The sequence below is a fragment of the Pseudomonas sp. genome (assembly GCF_049653025.1).
GTDB lineage: Bacteria > Pseudomonadota > Gammaproteobacteria > Pseudomonadales > Pseudomonadaceae > Aquipseudomonas.
Genome location: NZ_JBASFM010000025.1, coordinates 55,250 through 78,376 on the forward strand (window position 1 = coordinate 55,250; position 23,127 = coordinate 78,376).

General features: G+C 63.5%; 24 protein-coding genes and 1 other RNA gene. 11 read left to right on the forward strand and 14 right to left on the reverse strand.

Going from position 1 to position 23,127, the window contains the following annotated elements:
• The first annotated feature begins 15 nt into the window (after window positions 1–15).
• From rho to WBK23_RS19705, 3 genes are all read left to right on the forward strand, one after another.
• Entirely contained in the window at window positions 16–1,275 is a 1,260-nt protein-coding gene (gene rho, locus WBK23_RS19695; RefSeq protein ID WP_424485622.1) for a transcription termination factor Rho, read from the forward strand.
• Window positions 1,276–1,530: 255 nt separating this feature from the next.
• Window positions 1,531–2,997 carry a 4-hydroxy-3-polyprenylbenzoate decarboxylase gene (ubiD, locus tag WBK23_RS19700; protein WP_424485623.1) on the forward strand — a complete coding sequence of 489 codons (1,467 nt, stop codon included), beginning with the start codon at window positions 1,531–1,533 and terminating at the stop codon, window positions 2,995–2,997.
• Complete coding sequence (locus tag WBK23_RS19705; protein WP_424485624.1) at window positions 2,997–3,965, forward strand: CDP-6-deoxy-delta-3,4-glucoseen reductase; 969 nt, start codon at window positions 2,997–2,999, stop codon at window positions 3,963–3,965. Before ubiD ends, WBK23_RS19705 begins: the two co-directional genes overlap by 1 nt.
• 54 nt (window positions 3,966–4,019) lie before the next feature.
• Here the strand turns inward: WBK23_RS19705 and WBK23_RS19710 are convergent, their stop codons facing one another.
• Window positions 4,020–4,997: an NADPH:quinone oxidoreductase family protein gene (locus WBK23_RS19710; RefSeq protein WP_424485625.1), complete on the reverse strand. Its 978-nt coding sequence runs from the start codon at window positions 4,995–4,997 to the stop codon at window positions 4,020–4,022.
• A 158-nt stretch (window positions 4,998–5,155) separates the two neighbouring features.
• On the opposite strand from WBK23_RS19710, the gene WBK23_RS19715 reads away from it, so the two are divergent.
• On the forward strand, window positions 5,156–5,575 hold the full coding sequence (locus tag WBK23_RS19715) for a flagellar basal body-associated FliL family protein (RefSeq protein ID WP_424485626.1): 420 nt from the start codon (window positions 5,156–5,158) through the stop codon (window positions 5,573–5,575).
• A 25-nt stretch (window positions 5,576–5,600) separates the two neighbouring features.
• Here WBK23_RS19715 and WBK23_RS19720 read toward each other — a convergent pair whose 3' ends face one another.
• On the reverse strand, window positions 5,601–6,050 hold the full coding sequence (locus WBK23_RS19720) for an EVE domain-containing protein (protein WP_424485627.1): 450 nt from the start codon (window positions 6,048–6,050) through the stop codon (window positions 5,601–5,603).
• A gap of 171 nt (window positions 6,051–6,221) precedes the next feature.
• On the opposite strand from WBK23_RS19720, the gene WBK23_RS19725 reads away from it, so the two are divergent.
• A complete protein-coding gene (locus tag WBK23_RS19725; protein WP_424485628.1) occupies window positions 6,222–6,356 on the forward strand; it encodes a hypothetical protein in 135 nt (44 codons plus the stop codon).
• Between the two features lie 51 nt (window positions 6,357–6,407).
• Here the strand turns inward: WBK23_RS19725 and WBK23_RS19730 are convergent, their stop codons facing one another.
• The 6 genes from WBK23_RS19730 to WBK23_RS19755 form a co-directional block, all read right to left on the reverse strand.
• The gene (locus WBK23_RS19730; protein WP_424485629.1) at window positions 6,408–7,004 is read right to left on the reverse strand and encodes a 5-formyltetrahydrofolate cyclo-ligase; all 597 of its coding nucleotides are present in this window, start codon (window positions 7,002–7,004) and stop codon (window positions 6,408–6,410) included.
• 49 nt (window positions 7,005–7,053) lie between these two features.
• Window positions 7,054–7,232, reverse strand: a non-coding RNA gene (ssrS, locus tag WBK23_RS19735) — 6S RNA.
• A gap of 33 nt (window positions 7,233–7,265) precedes the next feature.
• The gene (locus WBK23_RS19740) at window positions 7,266–7,580 is read right to left on the reverse strand and encodes a cell division protein ZapA (RefSeq protein WP_090254691.1); all 315 of its coding nucleotides are present in this window, start codon (window positions 7,578–7,580) and stop codon (window positions 7,266–7,268) included.
• Window positions 7,580–7,786 (reverse strand): TIGR02449 family protein, encoded by a 207-nt coding sequence (locus tag WBK23_RS19745; RefSeq protein WP_424485630.1) that lies wholly within the window; start codon window positions 7,784–7,786, stop codon window positions 7,580–7,582. Before WBK23_RS19745 ends, WBK23_RS19740 begins: the two co-directional genes overlap by 1 nt.
• 55 nt (window positions 7,787–7,841) lie before the next feature.
• Window positions 7,842–8,573 carry a GIY-YIG nuclease family protein gene (locus WBK23_RS19750; protein WP_424485631.1) on the reverse strand — a complete coding sequence of 244 codons (732 nt, stop codon included), beginning with the start codon at window positions 8,571–8,573 and terminating at the stop codon, window positions 7,842–7,844.
• Entirely contained in the window at window positions 8,570–9,700 is a 1,131-nt protein-coding gene (locus WBK23_RS19755) for a DNA cytosine methyltransferase (RefSeq protein WP_424485632.1), read from the reverse strand. Before WBK23_RS19755 ends, WBK23_RS19750 begins: the two co-directional genes overlap by 4 nt.
• Before the next feature lie 148 nt (window positions 9,701–9,848).
• Between WBK23_RS19755 and WBK23_RS19760 the strand changes: the two genes are divergently transcribed.
• From WBK23_RS19760 to WBK23_RS19780, 5 genes are read left to right on the forward strand one after another with little or no spacing between them, the layout of a single operon-like run.
• Window positions 9,849–10,403, forward strand: coding sequence for a YecA family protein (locus WBK23_RS19760; RefSeq protein WP_424485633.1), 555 nt, complete (start codon window positions 9,849–9,851; stop codon window positions 10,401–10,403).
• A 33-nt stretch (window positions 10,404–10,436) separates the two neighbouring features.
• Window positions 10,437–11,771 (forward strand): Xaa-Pro aminopeptidase, encoded by a 1,335-nt coding sequence (gene pepP / locus WBK23_RS19765; RefSeq protein ID WP_424485634.1) that lies wholly within the window; start codon window positions 10,437–10,439, stop codon window positions 11,769–11,771.
• 3 nt (window positions 11,772–11,774) lie between these two features.
• Window positions 11,775–12,959 carry a 2-octaprenyl-6-methoxyphenyl hydroxylase gene (gene ubiH, locus WBK23_RS19770; protein WP_424485635.1) on the forward strand — a complete coding sequence of 395 codons (1,185 nt, stop codon included), beginning with the start codon at window positions 11,775–11,777 and terminating at the stop codon, window positions 12,957–12,959.
• 6 nt (window positions 12,960–12,965) lie between these two features.
• Complete coding sequence (locus WBK23_RS19775) at window positions 12,966–13,451, forward strand: DUF4442 domain-containing protein (protein ID WP_424485636.1); 486 nt, start codon at window positions 12,966–12,968, stop codon at window positions 13,449–13,451.
• A gap of 8 nt (window positions 13,452–13,459) precedes the next feature.
• A complete protein-coding gene (locus WBK23_RS19780) occupies window positions 13,460–14,677 on the forward strand; it encodes a 2-octaprenyl-3-methyl-6-methoxy-1,4-benzoquinol hydroxylase (protein ID WP_424485637.1) in 1,218 nt (405 codons plus the stop codon).
• Between the two features lie 48 nt (window positions 14,678–14,725).
• On the opposite strand, the gene WBK23_RS19785 is transcribed toward WBK23_RS19780, so the two are convergent.
• Together WBK23_RS19785 and WBK23_RS19790 are read right to left on the reverse strand one after the other, a co-directional pair.
• On the reverse strand, window positions 14,726–16,117 hold the full coding sequence (locus WBK23_RS19785; RefSeq protein WP_424485638.1) for a sigma-54-dependent transcriptional regulator: 1,392 nt from the start codon (window positions 16,115–16,117) through the stop codon (window positions 14,726–14,728).
• Complete coding sequence (locus tag WBK23_RS19790; protein ID WP_424485639.1) at window positions 16,114–17,928, reverse strand: sensor histidine kinase; 1,815 nt, start codon at window positions 17,926–17,928, stop codon at window positions 16,114–16,116. Before WBK23_RS19790 ends, WBK23_RS19785 begins: the two co-directional genes overlap by 4 nt.
• A gap of 167 nt (window positions 17,929–18,095) precedes the next feature.
• On the opposite strand from WBK23_RS19790, the gene WBK23_RS19795 reads away from it, so the two are divergent.
• Window positions 18,096–19,721, forward strand: coding sequence for a methyl-accepting chemotaxis protein (locus WBK23_RS19795; protein ID WP_424485640.1), 1,626 nt, complete (start codon window positions 18,096–18,098; stop codon window positions 19,719–19,721).
• On the opposite strand, the gene rfbD is transcribed toward WBK23_RS19795, so the two are convergent.
• The 4 genes from rfbD to rfbB are packed head-to-tail and all read right to left on the reverse strand — an operon-like array spanning window position 19,718 to window position 23,072.
• Window positions 19,718–20,596: a dTDP-4-dehydrorhamnose reductase gene (gene rfbD / locus WBK23_RS19800; protein WP_424485641.1), complete on the reverse strand. Its 879-nt coding sequence runs from the start codon at window positions 20,594–20,596 to the stop codon at window positions 19,718–19,720. The two genes, WBK23_RS19795 and rfbD, sit on opposite strands and share 4 nt — an antisense overlap.
• Complete coding sequence (gene rfbC / locus WBK23_RS19805) at window positions 20,593–21,138, reverse strand: dTDP-4-dehydrorhamnose 3,5-epimerase (RefSeq protein WP_424485642.1); 546 nt, start codon at window positions 21,136–21,138, stop codon at window positions 20,593–20,595. The genes rfbD and rfbC overlap by 4 nt, the downstream gene beginning before the upstream one ends.
• 2 nt (window positions 21,139–21,140) lie before the next feature.
• Complete coding sequence (gene rfbA, locus WBK23_RS19810; RefSeq protein WP_424485643.1) at window positions 21,141–22,007, reverse strand: glucose-1-phosphate thymidylyltransferase RfbA; 867 nt, start codon at window positions 22,005–22,007, stop codon at window positions 21,141–21,143.
• Window positions 22,008–22,019: 12 nt separating this feature from the next.
• Window positions 22,020–23,072, reverse strand: a complete 1,053-nt coding sequence (gene rfbB / locus WBK23_RS19815; RefSeq protein ID WP_424485644.1) for a dTDP-glucose 4,6-dehydratase — start codon at window positions 23,070–23,072, stop codon at window positions 22,020–22,022.
• Between the last annotated feature and the right edge of the window lie 55 nt (window positions 23,073–23,127).

Genomic DNA, 23,127 nt, shown 5'->3' on the forward strand with positions numbered 1-23,127 from the left:
TTACGTCATTCCTATATGAATCTGACCGAACTCAAGCAAAAGCCGATTACCGAACTGCTGGAACTCGCTGAACAACAGGGCCTGGAAAACATGGCCCGTTCGCGCAAGCAGGACGTGATTTTCTCCCTGTTGAAAAAACACGCTAAAAGCGGCGAGGAAATCTCCGGTGATGGCGTGCTGGAGATCCTCCAGGACGGTTTCGGCTTCCTGCGCTCCGCGGATGCTTCGTACCTGGCTGGCCCCGACGACATCTATGTCTCGCCGAGCCAGATCCGCCGCTTCAACCTGCGTACCGGCGACACCATCGTCGGCAAGATCCGCCCGCCGAAAGAAGGCGAGCGTTACTTCGCGCTGCTCAAGGTCGACACGATCAACTACGATCGTCCCGAGAACGCGAAGAGCAAGATTCTGTTCGAAAACCTGACGCCGCTGTTCCCCACCAAGCGTCTGGTCATGGAAGCCGGTAACGGCTCCACCGAAGACATCACCGGCCGCATTATCGACCTCTGCGCCCCGATCGGCAAAGGTCAGCGCGGCCTGATCGTGGCACCGCCGAAAGCCGGTAAGACGATCATGCTGCAGAACATCGCGGCCAACATCGCGCGTAACAACCCCGAGTGCCACCTGATCGTTCTGTTGATCGACGAGCGCCCGGAAGAAGTGACCGAAATGCAGCGCACCGTGCGCGGCGAAGTGGTCGCTTCCACCTTCGACGAGCCGCCAACCCGCCACGTGCAGGTTGCCGAAATGGTGATCGAGAAGGCCAAGCGCCTGGTCGAGCACAAGAAGGACGTGGTCATCCTGCTCGACTCCATCACCCGTCTGGCGCGCGCCTACAACACCGTGATCCCGAGTTCCGGCAAGGTCCTCACCGGTGGTGTCGACGCCCATGCCCTGGAGAAGCCGAAACGCTTCTTCGGTGCCGCGCGTAACATCGAAGAAGGCGGCTCGCTGACCATCATCGCCACCGCGCTGGTGGAAACCGGCTCGAAGATGGACGAAGTGATCTACGAAGAGTTCAAGGGTACCGGCAACATGGAGCTGCCCCTGGACCGTCGTATTGCCGAGAAGCGCGTTTTCCCTGCGATCAACATCAACCGTTCCGGCACCCGCCGCGAAGAGTTGCTGACCGCCGAAGACGAGCTGCAGCGCATGTGGATTCTGCGCAAGCTGCTGCACCCGATGGATGAGATTGCCGCCATCGAGTTCCTGATCGACAAGCTGAAAGCGACCAAGACCAACGACGAGTTCTTTATGTCGATGAAGCGTAAGTAAGAGGATCTACTGCGCTTCGGTGATGCTGCGTTAAAAACAGACTCAGAATGCTCATGTACAAAAGTACACTCCGCTTCTTCGCCTGTTTTTGCCTTGCCTGACCTTCGCTCGCTACGATCCTAAACTTATGTAATCAACGCAAAAGCCGGGGAAACCCGGCTTTTGTGCATCTGCGCGTTGTATCTACCTTCTGAAAGACCGACTTCGGCGCTAAACTTTGCGCCCCGATTGGCCCGGCTGAAACGAGGCTCGAACATGCAGTATCGCGACCTGCGCGACTTTATCCGCGGTCTGGAACAGCGCGGCGAACTCAAGCGCATCCAGACGCCGGTTTCCCCAGTGCTGGAAATGACCGAAATCTGCGACCGCACTCTGCGTAAGGGCGGTCCAGCGCTGCTGTTCGAGAACCCCACGGGTTTTGATATGCCGGTGCTTGGCAACCTGTTCGGCACGCCGCAGCGCGTGGCCCTGGGCATGGGCGCGGAGGCGGTCAGCGAGCTGCGCGAGATTGGCAAGCTGCTGGCCTTCCTCAAGGAACCTGAGCCGCCGAAAGGCCTGAAAGATGCCTGGTCGAAGCTGCCGATCTTCCGCAAGGTGCTGGCCATGGCACCCAAGGTGCTGAAAGACGCGCCGTGCCAGGAAGTGATCGAAGAAGGCGATGACGTCGACCTGAGCAAGCTGCCGGTGCAAACCTGCTGGCCGGGCGATGTTGGTCCGCTGATCACCTGGGGCCTGACCATCACCAAGGGGCCGAATAAAGAGCGGCAGAACCTCGGTATCTATCGTCAGCAGGTGATCGGTCGCAACAAGGTGATCATGCGCTGGCTCAGCCACCGTGGCGGCGCGCTGGATTTCCGTGACTGGTGCGAGAAGTTTCCCGGCAAGCCGTATCCGGTCTGTGTGGCCCTCGGTGCCGATCCGGCGACCATTCTCGGCGCGGTGACGCCGGTGCCGGACAGTCTGTCGGAATACGCCTTCGCCGGCCTGCTGCGCGGCCACCGTACTGAGCTGGTCAAGGCCCGTGGCAGTGATCTGCAGGTGCCAGCCAGCGCCGAAATCGTTCTCGAAGGAGTAATTCATCCGGGCGAGACCGCGCCGGAAGGCCCGTACGGCGATCACACCGGCTACTACAACGAGGTCGACACTTTCCCGGTGTTTACCGTCGAGCGCATTACCCGCCGGCAAAAGCCGATCTATCACAGCACCTACACCGGTCGTCCGCCGGATGAGCCGGCGATTCTCGGCGTGGCGCTGAATGAAGTGTTTGTGCCGATCCTGCAGAAGCAGTTTCCCGAGATCATCGACTTCTACCTGCCGCCGGAAGGCTGCTCGTATCGCATGGCGGTGGTCACCATCAAGAAGCAGTACCCAGGCCACGCCAAGCGCGTAATGCTCGGTGTGTGGTCGTTCCTGCGCCAGTTTATGTACACCAAGTTCGTTATCGTCACCGACGACGATATCAACGCCCGCGACTGGAACGACGTGATCTGGGCCATCACCACGCGCATGGACCCCAAGCGCGACACGGTGCTGATCGAGAACACGCCAATCGACTACCTCGACTTCGCCTCGCCGGTCTCCGGCCTGGGCTCGAAGATGGGCCTGGATGCGACTCACAAGTGGCCGGGCGAGACCACGCGCGAATGGGGGCGGGCTATCGTTCAGGATGAAGCGGTCAAGCAGCGCATCGATGCGCTCTGGTCTGAGTTGGGAATCGATTGATGAAAGTCACCCTGAATCCTTCAGGTGCAGTGCTTGAAGTACAGCCCCGTGAGCGCATTCTGGATGCCGCGCGGCGTCTGGGTTACGACTGCCCGCAGGCCTGTCGCAATGGCAATTGTCATATCTGTGCGGCGCTGCTGGTCGAGGGACGGGTGCAGCAAAGCGGCGTAGAACTGAGCCATGGCGAGCTGTTCACCTGCCTGGCCGAGCCGCTGGAAGACTGCGTGCTGCATTGGGATGGCGTGCTCGCGCCGGGTGAGTTGCCGGTACGCGAGCTGGCCTGCCAGGTGTTGGCGTGTGACGAGGTGGGCGGTGACGTGTATCGCCTGCGCCTGCGTACCCCGGCCGGCAAGGTGCCGCGTTACCACGCCGGGCAGTATCTGTTGCTGCGCCGCGACGATGATGACTATGCGGCGTTCTCCCTGGCTTCGGCTCCGCACGGCGGTCGTCAGCTGGAGTTGCATATTCTGGCGCGTGACGAGGTCACCATCGCCCTGGTCGCGCAACTGCAAGGCAATCCCATGGTGCGGGTGAAGCTGCCCTTCGGCGATACCCATCTGGCGGAGCTGCCGAATGGCCCGCTGGTGCTGATCGCCGCCGGCACCGGCATGGCGCAGATGCACAGCCTGATCGAGCATTGCCGCGCTGCCGGCTTTGCTCACCCGGTGCACCTGTACTGGGGGGCGCGTCGACCGGAAGATTTCTATGAACTGGAGCACTGGGCGCAGTGGCAGCAACTGCCCAACCTGTTCCTGCATAAGGTGGTCAGCGATCCATGCGCTTGGCAGGGCCGTTGCGGCTTGCTGCATGAAGCGGTGCGCGAGGACTTCCCCGACCTTAGCTCGCTGCATGTGTATGCCAGCGGTTCGCCGGCAATGGTCTATGCGACTCTGGATGCCCTGGTCGAGGCCGGCCTGGATGCGCATCAGATGCGCGCCGACGTGTTTGCCTACGCGCCGCGCGGCTGAATCCCGTGCATAAAAAAGGCCGCCTGATGGGCGGCCTTTTGCTGCGCGCTGGACTTAACGCACAGTGACGACGACTTTACCCACGGCTTTGCGCTGACCGAGGGTGTTGATTGCCTCTGCAGCCTGTTCCAGTGGGAAGGTCTGCGACACCAGCGGCTTGAGCTTGCCTTCGGCGTGCCAGGCGAACAGCTGCTGGAAGTTGGCGGCGTTGTCCTGCGGCTGGCGCTGGGCGAACGAGCCCCAGAACACCCCGACCACGGCTGCGCCCTTGAGCAGGGTGAGGTTGACCGGCAGCTCGGGGATGCGCCCGCTGGCGAAGCCCACTACCAGCAGGCGGCCGTTCCAGGCGATGCTGCGAATGGCCGCATCGAACAGGTCACCACCGACCGGGTCGTAGATCACGTCCGCGCCCTGGCCGCCGGTCAGGCGCTTCACTTCGTCCTTCAGATTGCTTTCGCTGTAGTTGATCAGCTCATCGGCACCGGCGGCCTTGGCCACTTCGAGCTTTTTCGCGCTGCTCGCCGCAGCGATCACCTTGGCACCCATGGCCTTGCCGATTTCCACCGCCGCCAGGCCGACGCCGCCGGAAGCGCCGAGCACCAGCAGGGTCTCGCCGGGTTGCAGGTTGGCGCGCTGCTTGAGGGCGTGCATCGAGGTGCCGTAGGTCATGCCGAAGGCGGCGGCGCTGGCAAAGTCCATGCTGGCTGGAATCGGCATCACGTTGTAGCCAGGCACCGCGACTTGCTCGGCGAAGCTGCCCCAGCCGGTCAGGGCCATCACCCGGTCGCCGACTTTCAGGTGGCTGACCTTCTCGCCCACCGCGCTGACCACACCAGCGGCTTCGCCACCTGGGGAGAACGGGAAGGGCGGTTTGAACTGGTATTTGCCTTCGATGATCAGGGTGTCGGGAAAGTTGACCCCGGCCGCATGCACGTCGAGCAGAATTTCGTTCTTCTTCGCTTCGGGGCTGGCGATTTCTTCCAGTACCAGGGTTTCGGCGGGGCCGAAGGCTTTGCACAGCACGGCTTTCATCGGGCTTTTCCTCTGCGGTTGATGGCCATGCAGTGTAGGTGCGGGCGGTGCTGGGTCAACGAGCATGCCTGTGCCTGATGGTCATGCATAAGCTTGGGGCTTGGGCCGTTGCGCGACTGTGGCTATGCTAGGGCCTGAACTCTTGAGGAATACCGCCTGTGAAAGTCTGGATCGCATTGCTGTTGGCCCTGTCCTTGCCTTTGATTGCGCAGGCTTCGAGCGACGAAGAAGCCGAGGAAGGTAAAGAAGGGGCCGCTCCGGTGGTGTCTTACGTCACCCTGGTACCGGCGCTGGTGGGTAATTTCGGCGAGGGGCCAAAACTCAAGTTCTTCAAGGCCGATCTGTCCCTGCGGGTGACTGGGGCGGACGTCGAAGCCAAGGTCAAACACCATGAGCCGCTGATCCGCAATCAGCTGGTGATGCTGTTCTCCCAGCAGACCGAGGAGGCTATGGCCGCTGCGGGTGCGCGGGAAACCTTGCGCGCCGAGGCGCTCAAGCAGGTGCAGGGCGTGCTGACCCAGGAAGAGGGCAAGCCGCTGGTGGAAGACCTGCTGTTCAACAACCTGATCATTCAGTAAGGGTGTCGCCTGGCGCTGCGCCATTTCAGCGCAGCGCGAGTATCGCCGCCCACTCCTCGGCACCGACCGGCATCACCGACAGGCGGCTGCCCTTCTGTACCAGGGGCAATTCCAGCAGCGCGCTCTGCGCTTTCAGCTGCGTCAGCGGAATAACCCGTTTGAAGGCTTCGACAAAGGCCACGTCGAGGGCGCTCCAGGGGTTCTTCTCGGTACTGGCCTTGGCATCGAAGTAGTGGCTGTCGGGCTCCAGCGCGGTGGGGTCGGGGTAGACCGCCGAGGCAATACGGCCGATCCCGGCGATGCCCGGTTCCGGGCAGCTGGAGTGATAAAAGAAGAAGAGGTCCCCCGGCTGCATGCTGCGCAGGAAGTTGCGCGCCTGGTAGTTGCGCACGCCATCCCAGCGCGCCTGCTCCAGGCGCTGCAGGTCGCGGATCGAGAGTTCGTCGGGTTCCGACTTCATTAGCCAATAAGGCATGAACTTTGCTCCTGTAATTAAGTCCGTTAGCGGGTAGGCGCTGTTTACCTGGTGGTGCCCGGCGTGTTGCAGTTTTGCAGCCGGTGCGTGTGGATGGCAGCCGCTGTCGGACCTATAAAAATAATCGCCGCGAATACAGCGTGCGCTATGCCTTTAAGGGGGAGGCATTCGATGAAACGTAAACCCGATGTGTTGTTGATTTTGGTAATACTGTTCAGCCTGGGTGTGGTAACTACCGGTTATACCCAGAGTTTGTGGGATCGCCAGGCTGATGCGCCGGTCAGTCAGTCGCAAGCGGCTGGTTGAACCTGGTATGTACCGCAGGGAGTGCGGTACAGCCTTTAACGACAGCCCGAATCAATACCACGCCTTATCCGTCACTGTGCCTTGCAGTGGCACATCCCAGCTGGCCATGGCCAGTCGATCCACCTGCTGACACTCGTGCGCCAGACCCAGCAATGTCGGTTTGTGCCAATTTTTGCGCATTGCCCGATACGCCAGGCTGCGATCATAAAAACCGCCGCCCATACCCAGGCGCGCGCCGTGGCGGTCGAAACCGACCAGCGGCAAGAGCAGCAGATCCAAAGTCCAGACCTTGCGTTGCTGAGCGCGGTTGCGCCGTGGCTCATAAATACCGAAACGATTCTTCAGTAGAGGTTCGCCGGCGCGAATGCGTTGAAACACCATCTTGCTGCGCGGCCAGGGGCTGAGCACCGGCAAATAAGTCGCTTTGCCTCGTTGCTGTGCGGCACGCAGCAGGGGGCGCGGGTCGATCTCGCCGTCATTGGGCAGGTACAGGGCAATCTGTTTGGCGCGGCGAAACAGCGGGTGCTGCGCCAACTGTTTATACAAACCGTGGGCGGCCTGGCGTTGGGCGTGACGACTGAGAGCGCGGCGCTGTAGGCGCAGATGGCGGCGCAGTTGCGCGCGGCTTAGTGCAGAGGTGTCGAGCATGGTGTGTGGCAGTAGCGGTCGTCGCGAAGGGGCAACCGGCTGGAAAGAGTGACTCCCCGACGTGCCGCTGTCGGCTTAGCCCTTGAACCCGAAAGTTCAAGGTGGAGGTTGCAGGAGGCGTTAAGGCTTTCCGTCAAGCGGACATGCACACCGGCTTCAACGTGCAACCTCCGGGGTTGTGCGAATCGGCTCAGGGACATCACCAACTGGCGCACACTCCAGGGAGCGGCGGTCAGTATACCCGAATCTGCCTGAGCGCAATCAGCTGCCTTGCTCATCGGCATCCCGAGCCAGAGCGCTGTCGACCCGGTTGAGCAGGCTGCGCACCTGATCGCGGTTGGCACCGGCCTGTTGGTCGAGGTGCTGCTGCTTGTGCAGCAGGTCGTGGGTGATGTTCAGCGCGGCCATCACGGCCACGCGGTCGGCACCGATGACTTTGCCGCTTGAGCGGATCTCCCGCATCTTGCCATCCAGGTAGCGCGCGGCGCTTTCCAGATTGCTGCGTTCATCGCTCGGGCAGGCGATGCAATATTCTTTGTCCAGAATCTGAACGGTCAAGGTATTCGACTGGGTCATTAATCCTGCTCCAGGGCTTTGAGGCGCGAAATCATGGATTCGACCTTATGCCGGGCCATTTCGTTCTTTTCAATTAGATGGGCGCGTTCCTCGCGCCAGGCTTTTTCGCTCGCCAGAAGCTGTCGGTTCTGCGACTTGAGCTGCTCGACGCGCTGGATCAGCAAGTCCAGCTTGGTCGTGAGGGCATGCAGATCGGCGTCTTCCATTGATTCTCTACTCGTGGCTATGGGAGCGGGGCTGACAGTCGAAAAATAGCGTCTTTCAGTCGTCTTCGACAGTATCAGATGCGCTGTTGAAGCGTTTTCGGGTTAACCATTCAAGCCGCAAGGCCTGTACGTGCAGGACCTTGCGCAAGCCTTTTTGCACGCGGCGCTGGCTGATGATCATCGCCAGCCGTGAAATCGTCTGGGTGCGGCGGGCGATGCGCATGTCCGGGTGCTCGCGAATCGCGCGCACGGCATCCGAGACGATGATGCCGCTGAAGCTTTCCGGCACCTCTACTGCGACTTTGGCTGCCGGCGGCTCTTTTTCGTTAAGGATTGCGCCGAACTTGGAGGTGGCGATGGCCTGGCTGTAGACCTGCTGCTCCAGCGCGTCGAGCAGCTCCTTGGCCTGGGCGTCATTGGCACTGCGGGTTTCCAGCTGCGGCAGCGGGTAGACCACGATGCGGTAGACCTCGAAGGGGTCGAGAACGCTCATCGCCACCGCGTCGGTGCGCTGGTTGGTCAGATGCCGACGAATACGCGTGCGCAGCGACTCTTTGGTCTGGCCGACATAAATCGGTTCGCCGTCGTAGTCATAGAAGGCGTAAACGCCCCAGCGGTAGTTACCGAGTTTGCCGAGGCTCTGGTCCAGCGGATTGCGCACTTCGCGGTTGAGAAAATCGTCGAGCAGGCGGCGCAGCTCGCGGGTTTCCAGCGGCAGCTCGGCGGTGGCGATGGCGCTGCCGGGCTCTTGCGGCAGGTCCAGGAGGCTTTGGCTGAGCAGGCTCATAGCGCCTGCGCCAGGGGTTGTTGCTGGGCACGTTGCAGCGGCAGCAGCAGGTGCTGGTTGAGGTGGGCGACCACTGCGACCACCACGCCGTCGCCGAGCAGGTGATAGGCCTCGTTGTAGCGTTCGGGCAGCCGATAGCTGTCGGCCAGGCCCATCAGGCGCGCGGCCTCGCGTGGAGAGATCAGCCGTGAGCGGATCGACTGGCCGTCGACGGTCATGATGGTCTGCCGGCTCGAACCGCCGGACGGTGTGCGCAGGCAGCCGGCAATGCCGTCGAAGCGCACTTCGGCGCGCTGCACGTTATTGCGGGTGCGTTTGTAGATGGTGCCGACCTGCAGTCGCCCGAGTTGCTGCGCGGCGATGACCTTCTGTCGGTTCAGTGGGCTCATCATTTCCAGCAGCGTCTGCGTCTGCGCGGCGCTGTGCCAGCTGACGCCGCTGGGTTCGGTTTCGATGATGTCATCCAGGGTGTGCATCGGCGTGGCCGGCTCGGCCAGTTTCCACCAGCGCCACTGCCGCTGAGTCTGCTTGGTCAAATTGTTATGGCAGGCAATCAGCTTTTCCGGGTGCCAGGCCGGCGACGGGCGCTGGCCTACCAGCTCGGCGGGAATCTGCCAGTTCTGGTCGACGCAGAGGATAAACAGCCGTGGGCGCGACTGCGGAACGAACTGCACGGCATCGATCACCAGTGCGCCGAATAGGTAGCCGGCGGCGGCCAGGGCGTTGGCGATGGCCTCGAAATCCTTGCCTTCATGGGAGGTGAGGGTGCCGTAGACGTTTTCGATTACCAGCATGCCCGGCTTGCGCCCGCTCTCGGCCAGCTCGCCGATCAGCTGCATAAAGCCCCAGAACGAGCCCGAGCGGCGGCCCTGCAAACCCGCGCCATTGCCTGCCAGCGACAGGTCCTGGCAGGGGAACGAGGCCCACGCCAGGTCGGCCTGCCCAGGCAGTTGCGTGCTGCTCAGGCTGTTGATGTCGGCCACGTGCAGGTGCTCGCCGCCCCAGTTGGCGATATAGGCTTCGGCCTTCTTCGCCGAGAAGTCATTGGCGAAGCTGCAGGTCCAGTCTTCGCCAAGGCCTGCGCGGGCCATGCCACCACCGGCAAAGAATTCGTAGAAAAACGGCATGTGACGCTTACCTTGTGCGCAGGCGGGTATCGGGATGCGGTGGGCTGGGGCTGATCCGTCGAGCACCTTGAATAGTCTTGGCGGGCTTGCCGGTGCTAGGATACAAGGCCTCTATTCTAGTCATTGCGCAGTCTTGCGCCTAGCTCATATGCCCACTCAGAATTCGCCGTACTCCGCTTTTGCCGCCCTGCTTGCCAGCAGTGGCTACACCATTTCCCCTGCCGAGCTGCATGGCCAGCTGCTCGGTCGCAGCTGCGCCGGTGCCGGCTTCGAGATCGACTCCTGGCTGGTCGATGCCGCCGAACTGCTCGGCGCAGCCCCGGAAGACAGCGTTCGTCAGGCGCTGATCGGCCTGCAGGAAATGGTCAAGAATGAACTGTCGAGCAACGACGTCACCGTGGTGCTGCTGTTGCCCAACGACGATGCCCCGCTGGGCGAGCGCGCCGTGGCGCTGGGCCAGTGGTGCCAGGGCTTCCTCGGCGGCTTCGGCCTGACCGCCCGCGACAGCGCACTGAGCGGCGAAGCGATGGAAGTGCTGCAGGACCTCTCGGCGATTTCCCAGGTGCAGAATGCTCTGGAAGAATCCGAGGACGGCGAAAGCGATTACATGGAAGTGATGGAGTACTTGCGCGTCGCGCCGCTGCTGCTGTTCAGCGAGTGCGCCAAGCCTGTCGCACCGGCGCTGAAGCCGTCGCTGCATTGATTTTCATGCAATAGAAGTGGACTCAATCTGCCCATGATCAGCATCCCCAAGTCGGAATATGCCCGTCGGCGCAAGGCGCTGATGGCGCAGATGGAACCCAACAGCATCGCGATTCTGCCGGCGGCGCCGGTGTATATCCGCAATCGCGATGTCGAGCACATCTACCGCCAGGACAGCGACTTTCAGTACCTCTCCGGCTTTCCCGAGCCGGAGGCGGTGATTGCGCTGATTCCCGGGCGTGAGCATGGCGAGTACGTGCTGTTCTGCCGCGAGCGCGATCCGCTGCGCGAGCTGTGGGACGGCCTGCGCGCCGGTCAGGATGGCGCGATCAGCCAGTACGGCGCGGATGACGCGTTCCCGATCGGCGACATCGACGACATCCTGCCGGGGCTGATCGAGGGCCGTGATCGGGTCTATTCCTCCATGGGCAGCAACCATGAGTTCGACCGCCAGTTGATGGAGTGGATCAACGTGATCCGCTCCAAGGCGCGCCAGGGTGCCTCGCCGCCCAACGAATTCATCACCCTCGAACACCTGCTGCACGACCTGCGCCTGTACAAGTCGGCTGCCGAAGTCAAAGTCATGAAAGAAGCTGCGGACATCTCCTGCCGCGCCCATGTGCGCGCCATGCAGGCCAGCCGCGCCGGGTTGTTCGAGTACCACCTGGAAGCCGAGCTGGATTACGAGTTCCGCAAGGGCGGGGCGAAGATGCCGGCCTATGGTTCAATCGTCGCGGCGGGCAAGAACGCCTGCATCCTGCATTACCGCGAGAACGACGCGCCGCTGAAAGACGGCGACTTGGTGCTGATCGACGCCGGCTGCGAGATCGACTGCTACGCCAGCGACATCACCCGCACCTTCCCGGTCAGCGGCAAGTTTTCGCCAGAACAGAAAGCCATCTACGAGCTAGTGCTGGCCTCCCAGGAAGCCGCGTTCAAGGAAATCGGCCCCGGCAAGCACTGGAATCAGGCCCACGAAGCCACGGTGCAGGTGATCACCGCCGGGCTGGTAGAGCTCGGCCTGCTGCAGGGCGATGTGGCCGAGCTGATCGCCACTGAGGCCTACAAACCCTTCTATATGCACCGCGCCGGCCACTGGCTGGGTATGGATGTGCACGACGTCGGCGAGTACAAGGTCGGCGGCGAATGGCGTGAGCTGGAGGTCGGCATGGCCATGACCGTCGAGCCGGGCATCTATATCGCTGTGGACAATCAGGACGTGGCGAAGAAGTGGCGCGGCATCGGTGTGCGTATCGAAGACGACGTGGTGGTGACCAAGAGCGGTTGCGAGATTCTTACCAACGGCGTGCCGAAAACCGTCGCCGAGATCGAAGCGCTGATGGCCGCCGCCCGCAGCGTGGCCGCCTAGAGCATGCCACGCGTCGACATTGCGATTATTGGCGGAGGCCTGGTCGGTGCCAGCCTGGCCGTGGCCTTGCAGGCCGAAGCCAAGCAGCGTGGCTGGAGCATTTGCCTGATCGAGCCGTTTACCCCGGGTAGTGGCTATCAGCCCAGCTACGACGCGCGCTCCACCGCCCTGTCGTTCGGTTCGCAGCAGATCTATCAGCGTCTCGGTTTGTGGCCGTCGATCGGTCAGCGTGCCGAGCCGATCAAGCAGATTCATGTCTCCGACCGTGGCCGTTTCGCCGCCGCGCGGCTGAGCGCCGAGGAAGAAGGTGTACCGGCGCTGGGTTATGTGGTGGAAAACGCCTGGCTCGGTGAATGCCTGTGGCAGGCGCTGGACCAGCAGGTAGTGAGTTGGCGCAGCCCTGCGCAGGTTACGCGGATGCAGGCCCTGGCCGACGGCTACCGCCTGACCCTGGACGATGGCAGTGAGCTTGAATGCAACCTGGCGATTCTCGCCGAGGGCGGCCGCTCCGGGTTGCGCGAGCAACTGGGCATCGCCGTCAGCAACACGCCTTACGGGCAGAGCGCGCTGATCGCCAACGTCAGCCCGCAGGACGCGCACAACGGCCTGGCCTTCGAGCGCTTCACCGAAGAAGGGCCGATGGCCTTGTTGCCGCTGGCAGATAACCGCTGCGCCCTGGTCTGGACCCGCGCCACCCTGGAAGCCGAGCGACTGTCTACTCTGGACGATGCGGCGTTTCTCGCCGAGCTGCAGCAGGCCTTCGGCTATCGCCTGGGCAGCCTGCGCCAGGTTGGCGCTCGGCATCTCTACCCGCTGGCCCTGAGCGCCGCCCAGGAGCAGGTGCGCCAGCATCTGGTGGTACTCGGCAATGCCGCGCACAGCCTGCATCCGATTGCCGGGCAGGGCTACAACCTGTCGCTGCGCGATACCCTGGTGCTGGCCGAAACCCTGCTGGAAAGTGCCGCGCCACTGGGCGATCTGGCCACCTTGCAGCTCTATCTGAGCCGCCAGCAGCTGGACCAGCAACTGACTGTAGGCTTTTCCGATCAGGTCACCCGCCTGTTCAGCACTGGCCAGCCGCTGCTGGCCGCCGGGCGCAACCTCGGCCTGCTCGGCCTCGATCTGTTACCCCCGGCGAAACGCTGGTTCGCCCGCCAGGCCATGGGCCTGGGCACCCGTACTTTATGAGACTGTTTGATGAGTGAGCGTAAACTGGCGCGCCGCGCCCGCCTGCTGCGCCTGGGCCTGAACCTCTACCCGCCGTACCTCGGGGCGGGCATCAAGGTGCAGCGCATTTCCCCCGATTGCCGCGAGGCGCGGGTGCGCATGGCGCTGCGCTGGTACAACCGCAACTTCGTCGGCACCCAGTTCGGCGGCTCGCTGTACAGCATGGTTGATCCGTTCTACATGCTGCTGTTGATGCCGCTGTTGGGCGACGACTACATCGTCTGGGACAAAGCCGCCAGCATCGATTTCGTCACGCCGGGCAAGGGCCCGGTGTATGCCGACTTCCGCATCGACGACGCCTTGCTGGCGGAGATTCGCACGAAGACCGCCGGCGGCGAGAAATACCTGCCCGAGTTGCAGGTAGACATCCGCGACGCGGCCGGAACCCTGGTGGCCGTCGCGCACAAGACCCTCTACGTACGCCTCAAGCCGCGCGCGCGGCAGGCTGGATAAGGAAGCCCATGCAAGCGGACCTGATCATCGTCGGTGCAGGAATGGTGGGCAGCGCCCTGGCGCTGGCCCTGCAGGACCAGGGCCTGGAGATTCTGCTGGTCGATGGCGGCCCGCTCAGCGTCAAGCCTTTCGACGCCCTCGCGCCTTTCGAGCCGCGGGTCAGCGCGCTGTCGGTGGCCAGCCAGCGCATTCTCGACCGTCTCGGCGTGTGGCACGGGATCGCCGCACGGCGCGCCAGCCCCTATGGCGAGATGCAGGTGTGGGACGGTTCCGGTACTGGGCAGATTCATTTCAGCGCCGCCAGCGTGCACGCCGAATCGCTGGGCCATATCGTCGAGAACCGCGTGGTCCAGGATGCCCTGCTCGAACGCCTGCACGACAGCCCGATCGGCCTGCTGGCCAATGCCCGCCTGGAACAGCTGCGCCGCTCCGGTGATGGCTGGTTGCTGAGCCTGAGCGATGGCCGTGAACTGCGTGCGCCGTTGCTGATTGCCGCCGACGGGGCCAACTCGGCGGTGCGCCGCCTGGCCGGGTGCGCCACCCGCGAATGGGATTACCTGCACCACGCCATCGTCACCAGCGTGCGTTGCGCCAAGCCGCACCAGGCCACCGCCTGGCAGCGCTTTACCGATGACGGCCCGCTGGCCTTTTTGCCGCTGGCTGGTCCCGAAGGTGAGCATTGGTGCTCGATCGTCTGGTCGGTTACGCCAACTGAAGCCGAGCGCCTGATGGCCCTGGATGATGCGGGCTTCCGTCGTGCGCTGGGCTTTGCCTTCGAGCATCGCCTGGGCGAGGTACTGCAGGCCGACCCGCGGGTCTGTATTCCGCTACGTCAGCGCCACGCCAAGCGTTATGTCGAAGAGGGTTTGGCGCTGATCGGCGATGCCGCGCACAGCATTCACCCGCTGGCCGGCCAGGGCGTCAACCTGGGCTTTCTCGATGTGGCGGTGTTGGCCGAGGTGCTGCTGCATGCCGCGCAGCGCGGCGAGCGCCTGAGTGATGTGAAGGTGCTCAGTCGTTACGAGCGTCGGCGCATGCCGCATAACCTGGCGATGATGGCGGCGATGGAAGGCTTTGAGCGGCTGTTCCAGGCCGACCCGCTGCCGCTGCGCTGGCTGCGCAACGCCGGGCTCGACTTCGTCGACGGCCAGGCCGAGGCCAAGGCGCTGTTTGTACGTCAGGCGTTGGGGTTGTCCGGTGATCTGCCAGAGCTGGCGCGCGGTTAGACCGAGCCCTTTGAGCGCTAACGATGAGATTTGGCGGTTTTCCGCCAGTTAGTCGAGGCCGTCTGGCGAGGTTGCGCCAGTGTCGGCGAAATTCAGCCCGTGTTTGCGCAGCTTGTCATGCAGGGTCTTGCGCGGCAGGCCGAGCGCTTCGGCCAGGCTGCGTAGCGAGTTGTGCGGGCGCGCCAGTTCGGCGCTGATCAGGCTGCGTTCGAAGGCTTCCACCTGGGCATTCAGCCCGTCGCTGGCGTTGTCACTGTCGGGCACAGTGACAATGGCCTGATCCTGCTCGAGGTCCAGCTCCAGGCCCAGGGCAAAGCGTTCGGCGGCGTTCTGCAATTCGCGCACATTGCCCGGCCAGGTATGCCGCAGCAGGGCGGCGCGCTGCTGGCCGGCCAGGTTGCGCGGCGGCAGGCCATGGCGGCTGCCGGCCGCTTCGGCGAAGTGCTGGAACAGCAGCAAGGCGTCTTCGCCGCGTTCGCGCAGGGCCGGAATACGCAGGGTGGCGACATTTAGGCGGTAATACAGGTCGGCGCGAAAGCGGCCCTGGTCGGCGGCCTGGCGCAGGTCTTCCTTGGTCGCGGCGATCACCCGGATATCCAGGGGGATCAACTGGTTGCCGCCGAGGCGCTCGACCACCCGCTCCTGCAGCAGGCGCAGCAGCTTGACCTGCACGTCGAGGCTCATGCTTTCGATTTCATCGAGGAACAGGGTGCCGCCATTGGCGAATTCGAACTTGCCGATGCGACGTTTCGAGGCCCCGGTGAACGCGCCCTGCTCATGGCCGAACAGCTCGCTTTCCACCACCGATTCGGCCAGCGCGCCGGCGTTGATCGCCACGAACGGCCCGGTACGGCGGCTGGACAGGTCGTGCAGCGCGCGCGCCACCACCTCCTTGCCCGCGCCGGTTTCGCCGAGGATCAGCACGTCGCTGTTGATCGCGGCCAGCGCGCCAATCTGTTCGCGCAGGCGGGCAATCGCTGGTGATTGGCCGATCAGGCGCGCGGCCAGGGTCTGCCGGTCAGCCAGGGCCAGGCGCAGGCTGCGGTTATCCAGCACCAGGCGGCGCAGGTCGAGGGCGCGGCGCACGCTGTCGAGCAGGTCGTCGCTGGCGAAGGGCTTTTCCAGAAAGTCATAGGCCCCGGCGCGCATGGCCTGCACCGCCAGGGGCACATCGCCGTGGCCGGTGATCAGCAGCACCGGCAGTTCCGCGTCCTGCGCCTGCAGTTGCTGCAGCAGTTGCAGGCCGTCGATACCGGGCATGCGGATATCGCTGACCACCACGCCGGGCCAGTCGTGTTCGATGCGCGCGGCCAGCCCGCGGGCATCGGCCAGGCTGCTGACCTTGAGCCCGGCCAGATCAAGGGTCTGGCTGAGCGCCTGGCGCAGGTGCGGGTCGTCGTCGATCAGCAGGACCTGGGTGCGGGAGTCGATCATGCTCATACAACAAAATCCTCTGGCGACTGGGTTTGGATGCCCTGATCGGCGCTGCGTAGGCGCAGGGTCAGCTGTGCGCCGCCGTCCGGGTGGTTGGCCAGCAGCAGTTCGCCGCCGAGGGCACGCATCAAGGTATCGCAAATGGCCAGGCCGAGGCCGAGGCCCTGGGCGCTGGTCTTGGTGGTGAAGAAGGGTTCGCGCGCCCGTTGCAGGGCGTCCTGGCTGAAGCCGGGGCCGTTGTCGCGCAGGTGCAGGTCGACGCCGTAGTCGCTGCGTTCGGCGCTCAGCCACAGGCGACGCGGCGGCGGCACTTCGCTTAAGGCATCGAGGGCATTCGCCAGCAGGTTGCCGAGCACCTGGCGCAGGCGGGTTTCGCCGGCCTGGACCCACAGGGTGGCGTCCGGCAGGTCGCGGGTCAGTTCCACCTGCATGGCTTGGCGGCGCTTGGCCAGCAGGGCCAGGGCGTCATCGATGGCCGGCTGCAGGGCCACGCTTTCCGGGGCGTGTCGATCACGGCGGGCGAAGGCGCGCAGGTGGGCGATGATCGAGGCCATGCGCTCGGTCATCTGGCTGATCAGCTTGAGGTTGCCGCGCGCCTCTTCTGCACGCTGCTGGTCGAGCAGCACGCCGGCGTTGTCGGCGTAGCTGCGGATCGCCGCGAGCGGCTGGTTGAGCTCGTGGCTGATGCTCGCGCTCATGGTGCCGAGGGCCGAGAGCTTGCTGGCCTGGACCAGTTCGTCCTGGGCCTGGACCAGCTCCTGCTGGGCTTGCTCACGCTCCAGCACCTCCTGTTTCAGGCGGCTGTTGAGGCGTTCCAGGTCCTGGGTGCGCTCCTGCACCCGCTGTTCGAGCTGTTGGCGCGCCTGGCTGTCGAAGGCAATGCGCTCCAGGTAATGGCGGCGGCGTTGCATCAGCAGGCCGAGCAGCAGGATCAGCACCAGCAACGCGCTGCCGCCGACCGCGACGGCGGTGCGCGCCGAGCGGTCGAGCTGGACCCGCGGGGTGAGAATGCTCACGGTCCAGTCGATGTCGGTGAGCGGGCGGTCCTGGCGCAGCCAGGCGTTCGCGTCGAGCTGCAGCGGCGGTGGCGATTGCACGCGGTACGGCTGGGTGTCGGCAATTGTCGCGCGCTCGGCGTTATCCAGTTCGCGGGTGGCGCGAAACCGCCACTCGGTCTGCGAGGTCAGGATCACCACGCCGTAGTTGTCGGTCACCAGCAGCTGTTCGGGGCGCTGGCCCCAGAGCGTTTCGGTGTGGTCGAGGTCGATCTTGACCACCATCACGCCGAGAATCTGCTGGCCCTCGCGGATTGGCGCGGCAAAGAAGTAGCCGCGCTTGCCCGAGGTGGTCCCCAGGCCGAAGAAGCGCCCCGGGCGGCCGTGCATGGCCTCGCGGAAATACGGGCGGTAGGAAAAGTTGCGTGCCACGAAGGAGTCGTCCTGCTGCCAGTTGGACGCGGCCAGGGTGTTGCCATCGGCGGCCATCAGGTAGATCACATCGGCCCCGGTCTGCTCGCGCACCTGGCTCAGCAACTGGTTGGCGGCGTGACGCGCGGCTGCATCCTGCGGCTGTTGCAGGGCCAGGCGCACGGCGGGCAGGTCGGCGAGAATCGGCGGTAGCACTTCGTAACGGCGCAGGGTGCCGAGCAGGTTGGCGACGTAGAGATCGAGGGTCTGGCTGTTCTGTTCGAGCAACTCGCCGCGGTAATAGCGCTCGGCCAGTTGTTGCAGCGGCCACAGCAGCGGAACCAGCAGTAATGCCAGGACTACCAGGCTGCGCCAGCGCGGGCGACGCGGGTGAGGATGCGGGGTGGGCATGCAGGCTACTCGAGTAGAAGTATCACTTTTCAGTGCCTATGCAATAAGCGGGCAAGCTCGCCAATATGGTCAATACTCAAGGTGTTCGACATCGCTCTGGAGTACGGATGTCGCCATTGGTTGCGCCCAGCATGGACAGCCTGCGCCTTGTCCTTGGAGATACCATCATGCTGGCTCAATTAACGGTGCGTGCGCGGCTGTTGTTGCTGGCCGTGGTGCCCTTGCTGGTGTTGATTGCGGTAATCGCCATGGCGTTGTCCAACGCCAGTCGCCTCAATAGCAGTTTTGCCGAATTATTTAACGATCGCATGCAGCCGATCAGTCAACTCAAGATCATTTCCGATGCCTATGCGGTGAGCATCGTCGATGCGACCCACAAGTACCGCGCCGGGGTGTTCGACGAGGCGACCTTCCGTCAGAATTTCAGCGATGCCAGTCAGCGCACCGACCAGGCTTGGCGTGCCTATACCTCGACCAAGCTGACCCGCGAGGAAGGCACGCGGGTGCAGCGCATCGAGTCGATGTTCGGTCAGGTCAAACGGTTGACCGACGAGCTGCTCAGCGAAGTCGATGGCGGCAAGCTGCGCGCCCAGGAAGCGAAGGGCTTCAACGAGCGCCTGTACGGTGCCATTGATCCGCTGGGTGGCGAGCTGGAGGCCTTGATCAAGCTGCAGCTGGACGAGGGGGTGAAACTCAATACCGAGGCGCAGGCGCAGTACAGCTCGATCCGCAACAGCTTTTTAGTGATAGGCGCAGTGGCCTTGGTGCTGTTGCTTGGCGCGGCGCTGCTGATCAGCCTGTCGATCATTCGGCCGCTGTCGGGTTTGCGCAGCCTGATCAGCGAGGTGCAGCAGTCGTCCAACCTGACCCTGCGTGCCGATGCCAGTGGCCGCGACGAGGTCTCCGAGACGGCGCGGGCCTTCAATACCATGCTCGAACACCAGCAGGCGCTGATCCGCCACCTGGCCGATACCGCTACCCAGCTGGCGGCGGCGTCTGAGGAAATGAGTGCGATCAGTGCTCAGGTCAGCCAGGCGGCCACGGCCCAGGGCGATCAGACCAGCATGGTGGCCACCGCCGTGCACCAGATGAGCGTGGCGGTGCAGGAAGTGGCGCGCAATGCCCAGTCCACCGCCAGCAATGCCGAGGACGCCAACAAGGAGGCGCGCCAGGGCAGCGAGCTGGTGCAATCCAATCTCAAGGCGATCCAGGGCTTGTCGGCTTCGGTGGAAAAGGCCGGGGAAGTGATCGATACCCTGCACAGCCAGAGCGATGAAATCAGCAAGGTGCTCGGGGTGATTCAGAGCATTGCCGAGCAGACCAACCTGCTGGCGCTGAACGCGGCCATCGAGGCGGCGCGCGCGGGTGATGCCGGGCGTGGCTTTGCCGTGGTGGCCGACGAGGTACGCAGCCTGGCGAGCAATACGCAGAAAGCCACCGAGTCGATCCGCAGCATGATCGATGCCCTGCAGGGTGGCGCGCGCAGCGCGGTGAGCGCCATGCAGCTGTCGCGTGAGCAGGCGCAAAGCAGCGTCAGCCATGCCCGCGAGGCCGGCGAGGTGCTCAACCATATCGCGCATGCCATCGAGGGCATTGCCGATGGCAATGTGCAGATTTCCGCCGCCACCGAGGAGCAGACGGCGGTGGCCAACGAGATCAGCCAGAACATCAGCAGCCTTAACGACAGCATTGGCGAGGTGGTCAATGGTGCGGAGCAGAGTTCGATTGCCAGCCGTGACCTGGCGCAGCTGGCGACTGGTTTGCAGCTGCAGATTCAGCGCTTCAGGGCTTAGTTGTTTAGTGATTGAGTCGCTAGGCAGTCAGACAGCGCCTGCTGCCAATTCGGCAGTTGAACCTGCCAGTCCTGTTGCAGGCGGCTGCAATCCAGGCGCGAATTAAGCGGGCGCTGCGCCGGGGTTGGGTAGGCGCTGCTGGGAATCGGCTGCAGTGTCGCGACGTTTTTACCCTGGCTGCGCAGGTGCGCGGCAATCGCGCTGGCAAAACCAAACCAGCTGGTTTCACCCTGTGCGGTCAGGTGATAAACGCCCCAGGGCCCGGCCTGGCCGCTGCGCCACTGCTTGATCAACTGCGCCGTGGCCTGCGCAATGGTGCCGGCCCAGGTCGGCGCGCCAATCTGATCGGCCACCACGGAAAGGCTTTCGCGCTCCTGCAGCAGGCGTTGCATGGTCAATAGAAAGTTGCGCCCGTGCAGCGAGTAGACCCAGCTGGTGCGCAGAATCAGATGCGCGCCGCCGACGGCTTGAATTGCCTGCTCTCCAGCCAGCTTGCTACGGCCGTAGACGCTCAGTGGGTTTGTGGCATCGCTCTCGCGGTAAGGCTCGGTCTGGCTGCCATCGAATACATAATCGGTGGAGTAATGAATCAGCGGAATGCCTAGCTCTGCGGCGTTTTCAGCCAGGATGCCGGGCGCTGTGGCGTTGATCGCGAAGGCCAGTTTCGGCTCGCTCTCGGCTTGATCGACAGCGGTATGCGCGGCGGCATTGATGATCAGCTCGGGGCGCAGGCGCTGCATGTGCTGGCGAATCAGCTCGGGCTGGGCCAGATCCAGCTGTTCGCGGCCCAGCACCGTCAGCTCGCCTGTGCCTTGCAGGGCGCGCTGCAGTTCCTGGCTGACCTGGCCGTGCTGGCCGAGCAGGAGCATCTTCATGGGAAAACCTGCGCATCGGCGAAGTTGAGACCGGCCTGATCCTTGGCGGATAGCTGCGGCGCGCCATCCAGCGGCCAGTCGATGGCCAGCGTCGGGTCATCCCAGCGAATGCAGCGCTCATGTTCTGGGGCGTAGTAGTCGGTGGTCTTGTAGAGAAATTCGGCGTAGTCGCTGAGCACCACAAAGCCATGGGCGAAACCTTCCGGCACCCAGAGCTGGCGCTTGTTTTCGGCAGACAGGTGCACGCCGACCCAGCGGCCGAAGGTCGGCGAGCTGCGGCGCAGGTCCACGGCCACGTCGTAGACCTCTCCGGCGGTGACCCGCACCAGCTTGCCCTGCGCCTGCTGCACTTGGTAATGCAGGCCACGCAGCACGCCGCGTTGCGAGCGCGAGTGGTTGTCCTGCACAAATTCGCGCTGCAGGCCGGTGGCTTCGGCAAAGCTGCGGGCATTGAAACTTTCGAAGAAAAACCCGCGTTGATCGCCGAACACCTTGGGTTCGAGAATGATCACGCCGGGGAGGTCAGTGCTAACAGCCTGCATGCTCACTCCTCGGCCAATTTGAACAGGTACTGGCCGTAGCCGGTTTTACCGAAGGCGTTGGCCTGTGCCAGTAGTTGCTGGCGATCGATCCAGCCCTGCTGGTAGGCAATTTCCTCCAGGCAGGCGATTTTCAAGCCCTGACGGTGTTCGATGGTCTGCACGTACTTTGCGGCGTCCAGCAGGCTGTCGGGCGTGCCGGTGTCGAGCCAGGCGAAACCGCGGCCAAAGCGCTCGACGCGCAAGTCGCCGCGTTGCAGGTAGGCGTTGTTGACGTCGGTGATCTCCAGCTCGCCGCGTGCCGAGGGTTTGACCGCCTTGGCGATGGCGATCACATCGTTGTCGTAGAAGTACAGGCCGGTGACCGCGTAGCTGGACTTCGGCACTGCCGGTTTTTCCTCGATGGAGATGGCCTTGCCATGCTCATCAAACTCGATAACACCGAAGCGCTGCGGGTCACTGACCCAATAACCGAAAACGGTGGCCCCCGAAGGTTCGGCGGCGGCGCGCAGCAGCTTCTCGGTGAAGTGCTGGCCATGAAAGATGTTGTCGCCGAGGATCAGGCACACCGAGCCGCCACCAATAAAGCGTTCGCCAATCACAAAGGCCTGGGCCAGGCCATCGGGCGAGGATTGTTCGGCATAGGCGAAATGCACGCCGAACTGGCTGCCATCGCCGAGCATCTTCTGGAAATTGGGCAGGTCTTGCGGGGTCGAGATAATCAGGATCTCGCGGATGCCGGCGAGCATCAGCACCGAGATCGGGTAATAGATCATCGGTTTGTCGTAGATCGGCAACAGCTGTTTGGAGACGCCGAGGGTCGTCGGGTGTAGGCGGGTGCTTGCGCCTCCGGCGAGGATGATGCCTTTCATGGGTGCGGTTCCTTAAAGTGCGCCGAGACGCTCGCCTTGGTAGCGACCATCCTGCACGCGGCGGCACCAGTCGAGGTTATCCAGGTACCAGCGCACGGTCTTGCGCAGGCCACTGGCGAAAGTTTCCTCGGGTTTCCAGCCCAGTTCGCGTTCGATCTTGCGGGCATCGATGGCGTAACGCAAATCGTGCCCTGGGCGGTCGCTGACGAAGCTGATCTGCGCCTTATACGAGCCGCTCTGGCGTGGGGCCAACTCATCCAATAGTGCGCAGATACTCTCCACCACATGCAGGTTCTGCTGCTCGTTGTGCCCGCCGATGTTGTACGTCTCGCCGACCTGGCCCTCGCTCACCACCGTTAACAGCGCGCGGGCATGGTCTTCCACATACAGCCAGTCACGTACTTGCTGGCCATTGCCGTATACCGGTAGCGGCTTGCCATCCAGGGCATTGAGGATCACCAGCGGGATCAGCTTTTCCGGGAAGTGATAGGGGCCGTAGTTGTTCGAGCAGTTGCTGACCAGCACTGGTAGGCCATAGGTGCGTTGCCAGGCGCGCACCAGATGATCCGAGGCCGCCTTGCTGGCCGAGTAGGGCGAGCTGGGGGCGTAGGGCGTGGACTCGCTAAACAGGTCGTCGACACCGTGCAGGTCGCCATACACCTCGTCGGTGGAAATATGGTGGAAGCGAAACGCCGCCTTGCGCGCCGGGTCCAGTTGCAGCCAGTAGGCGCGCGTGGCTTCGAGCAAGGTGTAGGTGCCGACGATATTGGTCTGGATAAAGGCCGCCGGCCCGTCAATCGAGCGGTCGACATGCGACTCCGCCGCCAGGTGCATGATGGCGTCGGGCTGAAATTCAGCCAGTGCCTGAGCGACTGCCGTGCTGTCGGCAATATCCGCCTGCAGAAAGCGATAGTGCGGGTGCGCCGCGACGCTGAGCAACGACTCGAGGTTGCCGGCATAGGTCAGTTTGTCGAGGTTGAACACCTGGTGTTCGGTGTTGGCCAGCAGATGACGAATCAGTGCCGAACCGATAAAGCCGGCTCCGCCGGTGATTAGGATGCGCACGGGTTCAAGGCCTTCCAATGCTGATCGCTGGGTGCGGTCACGGCAGTATTACAAG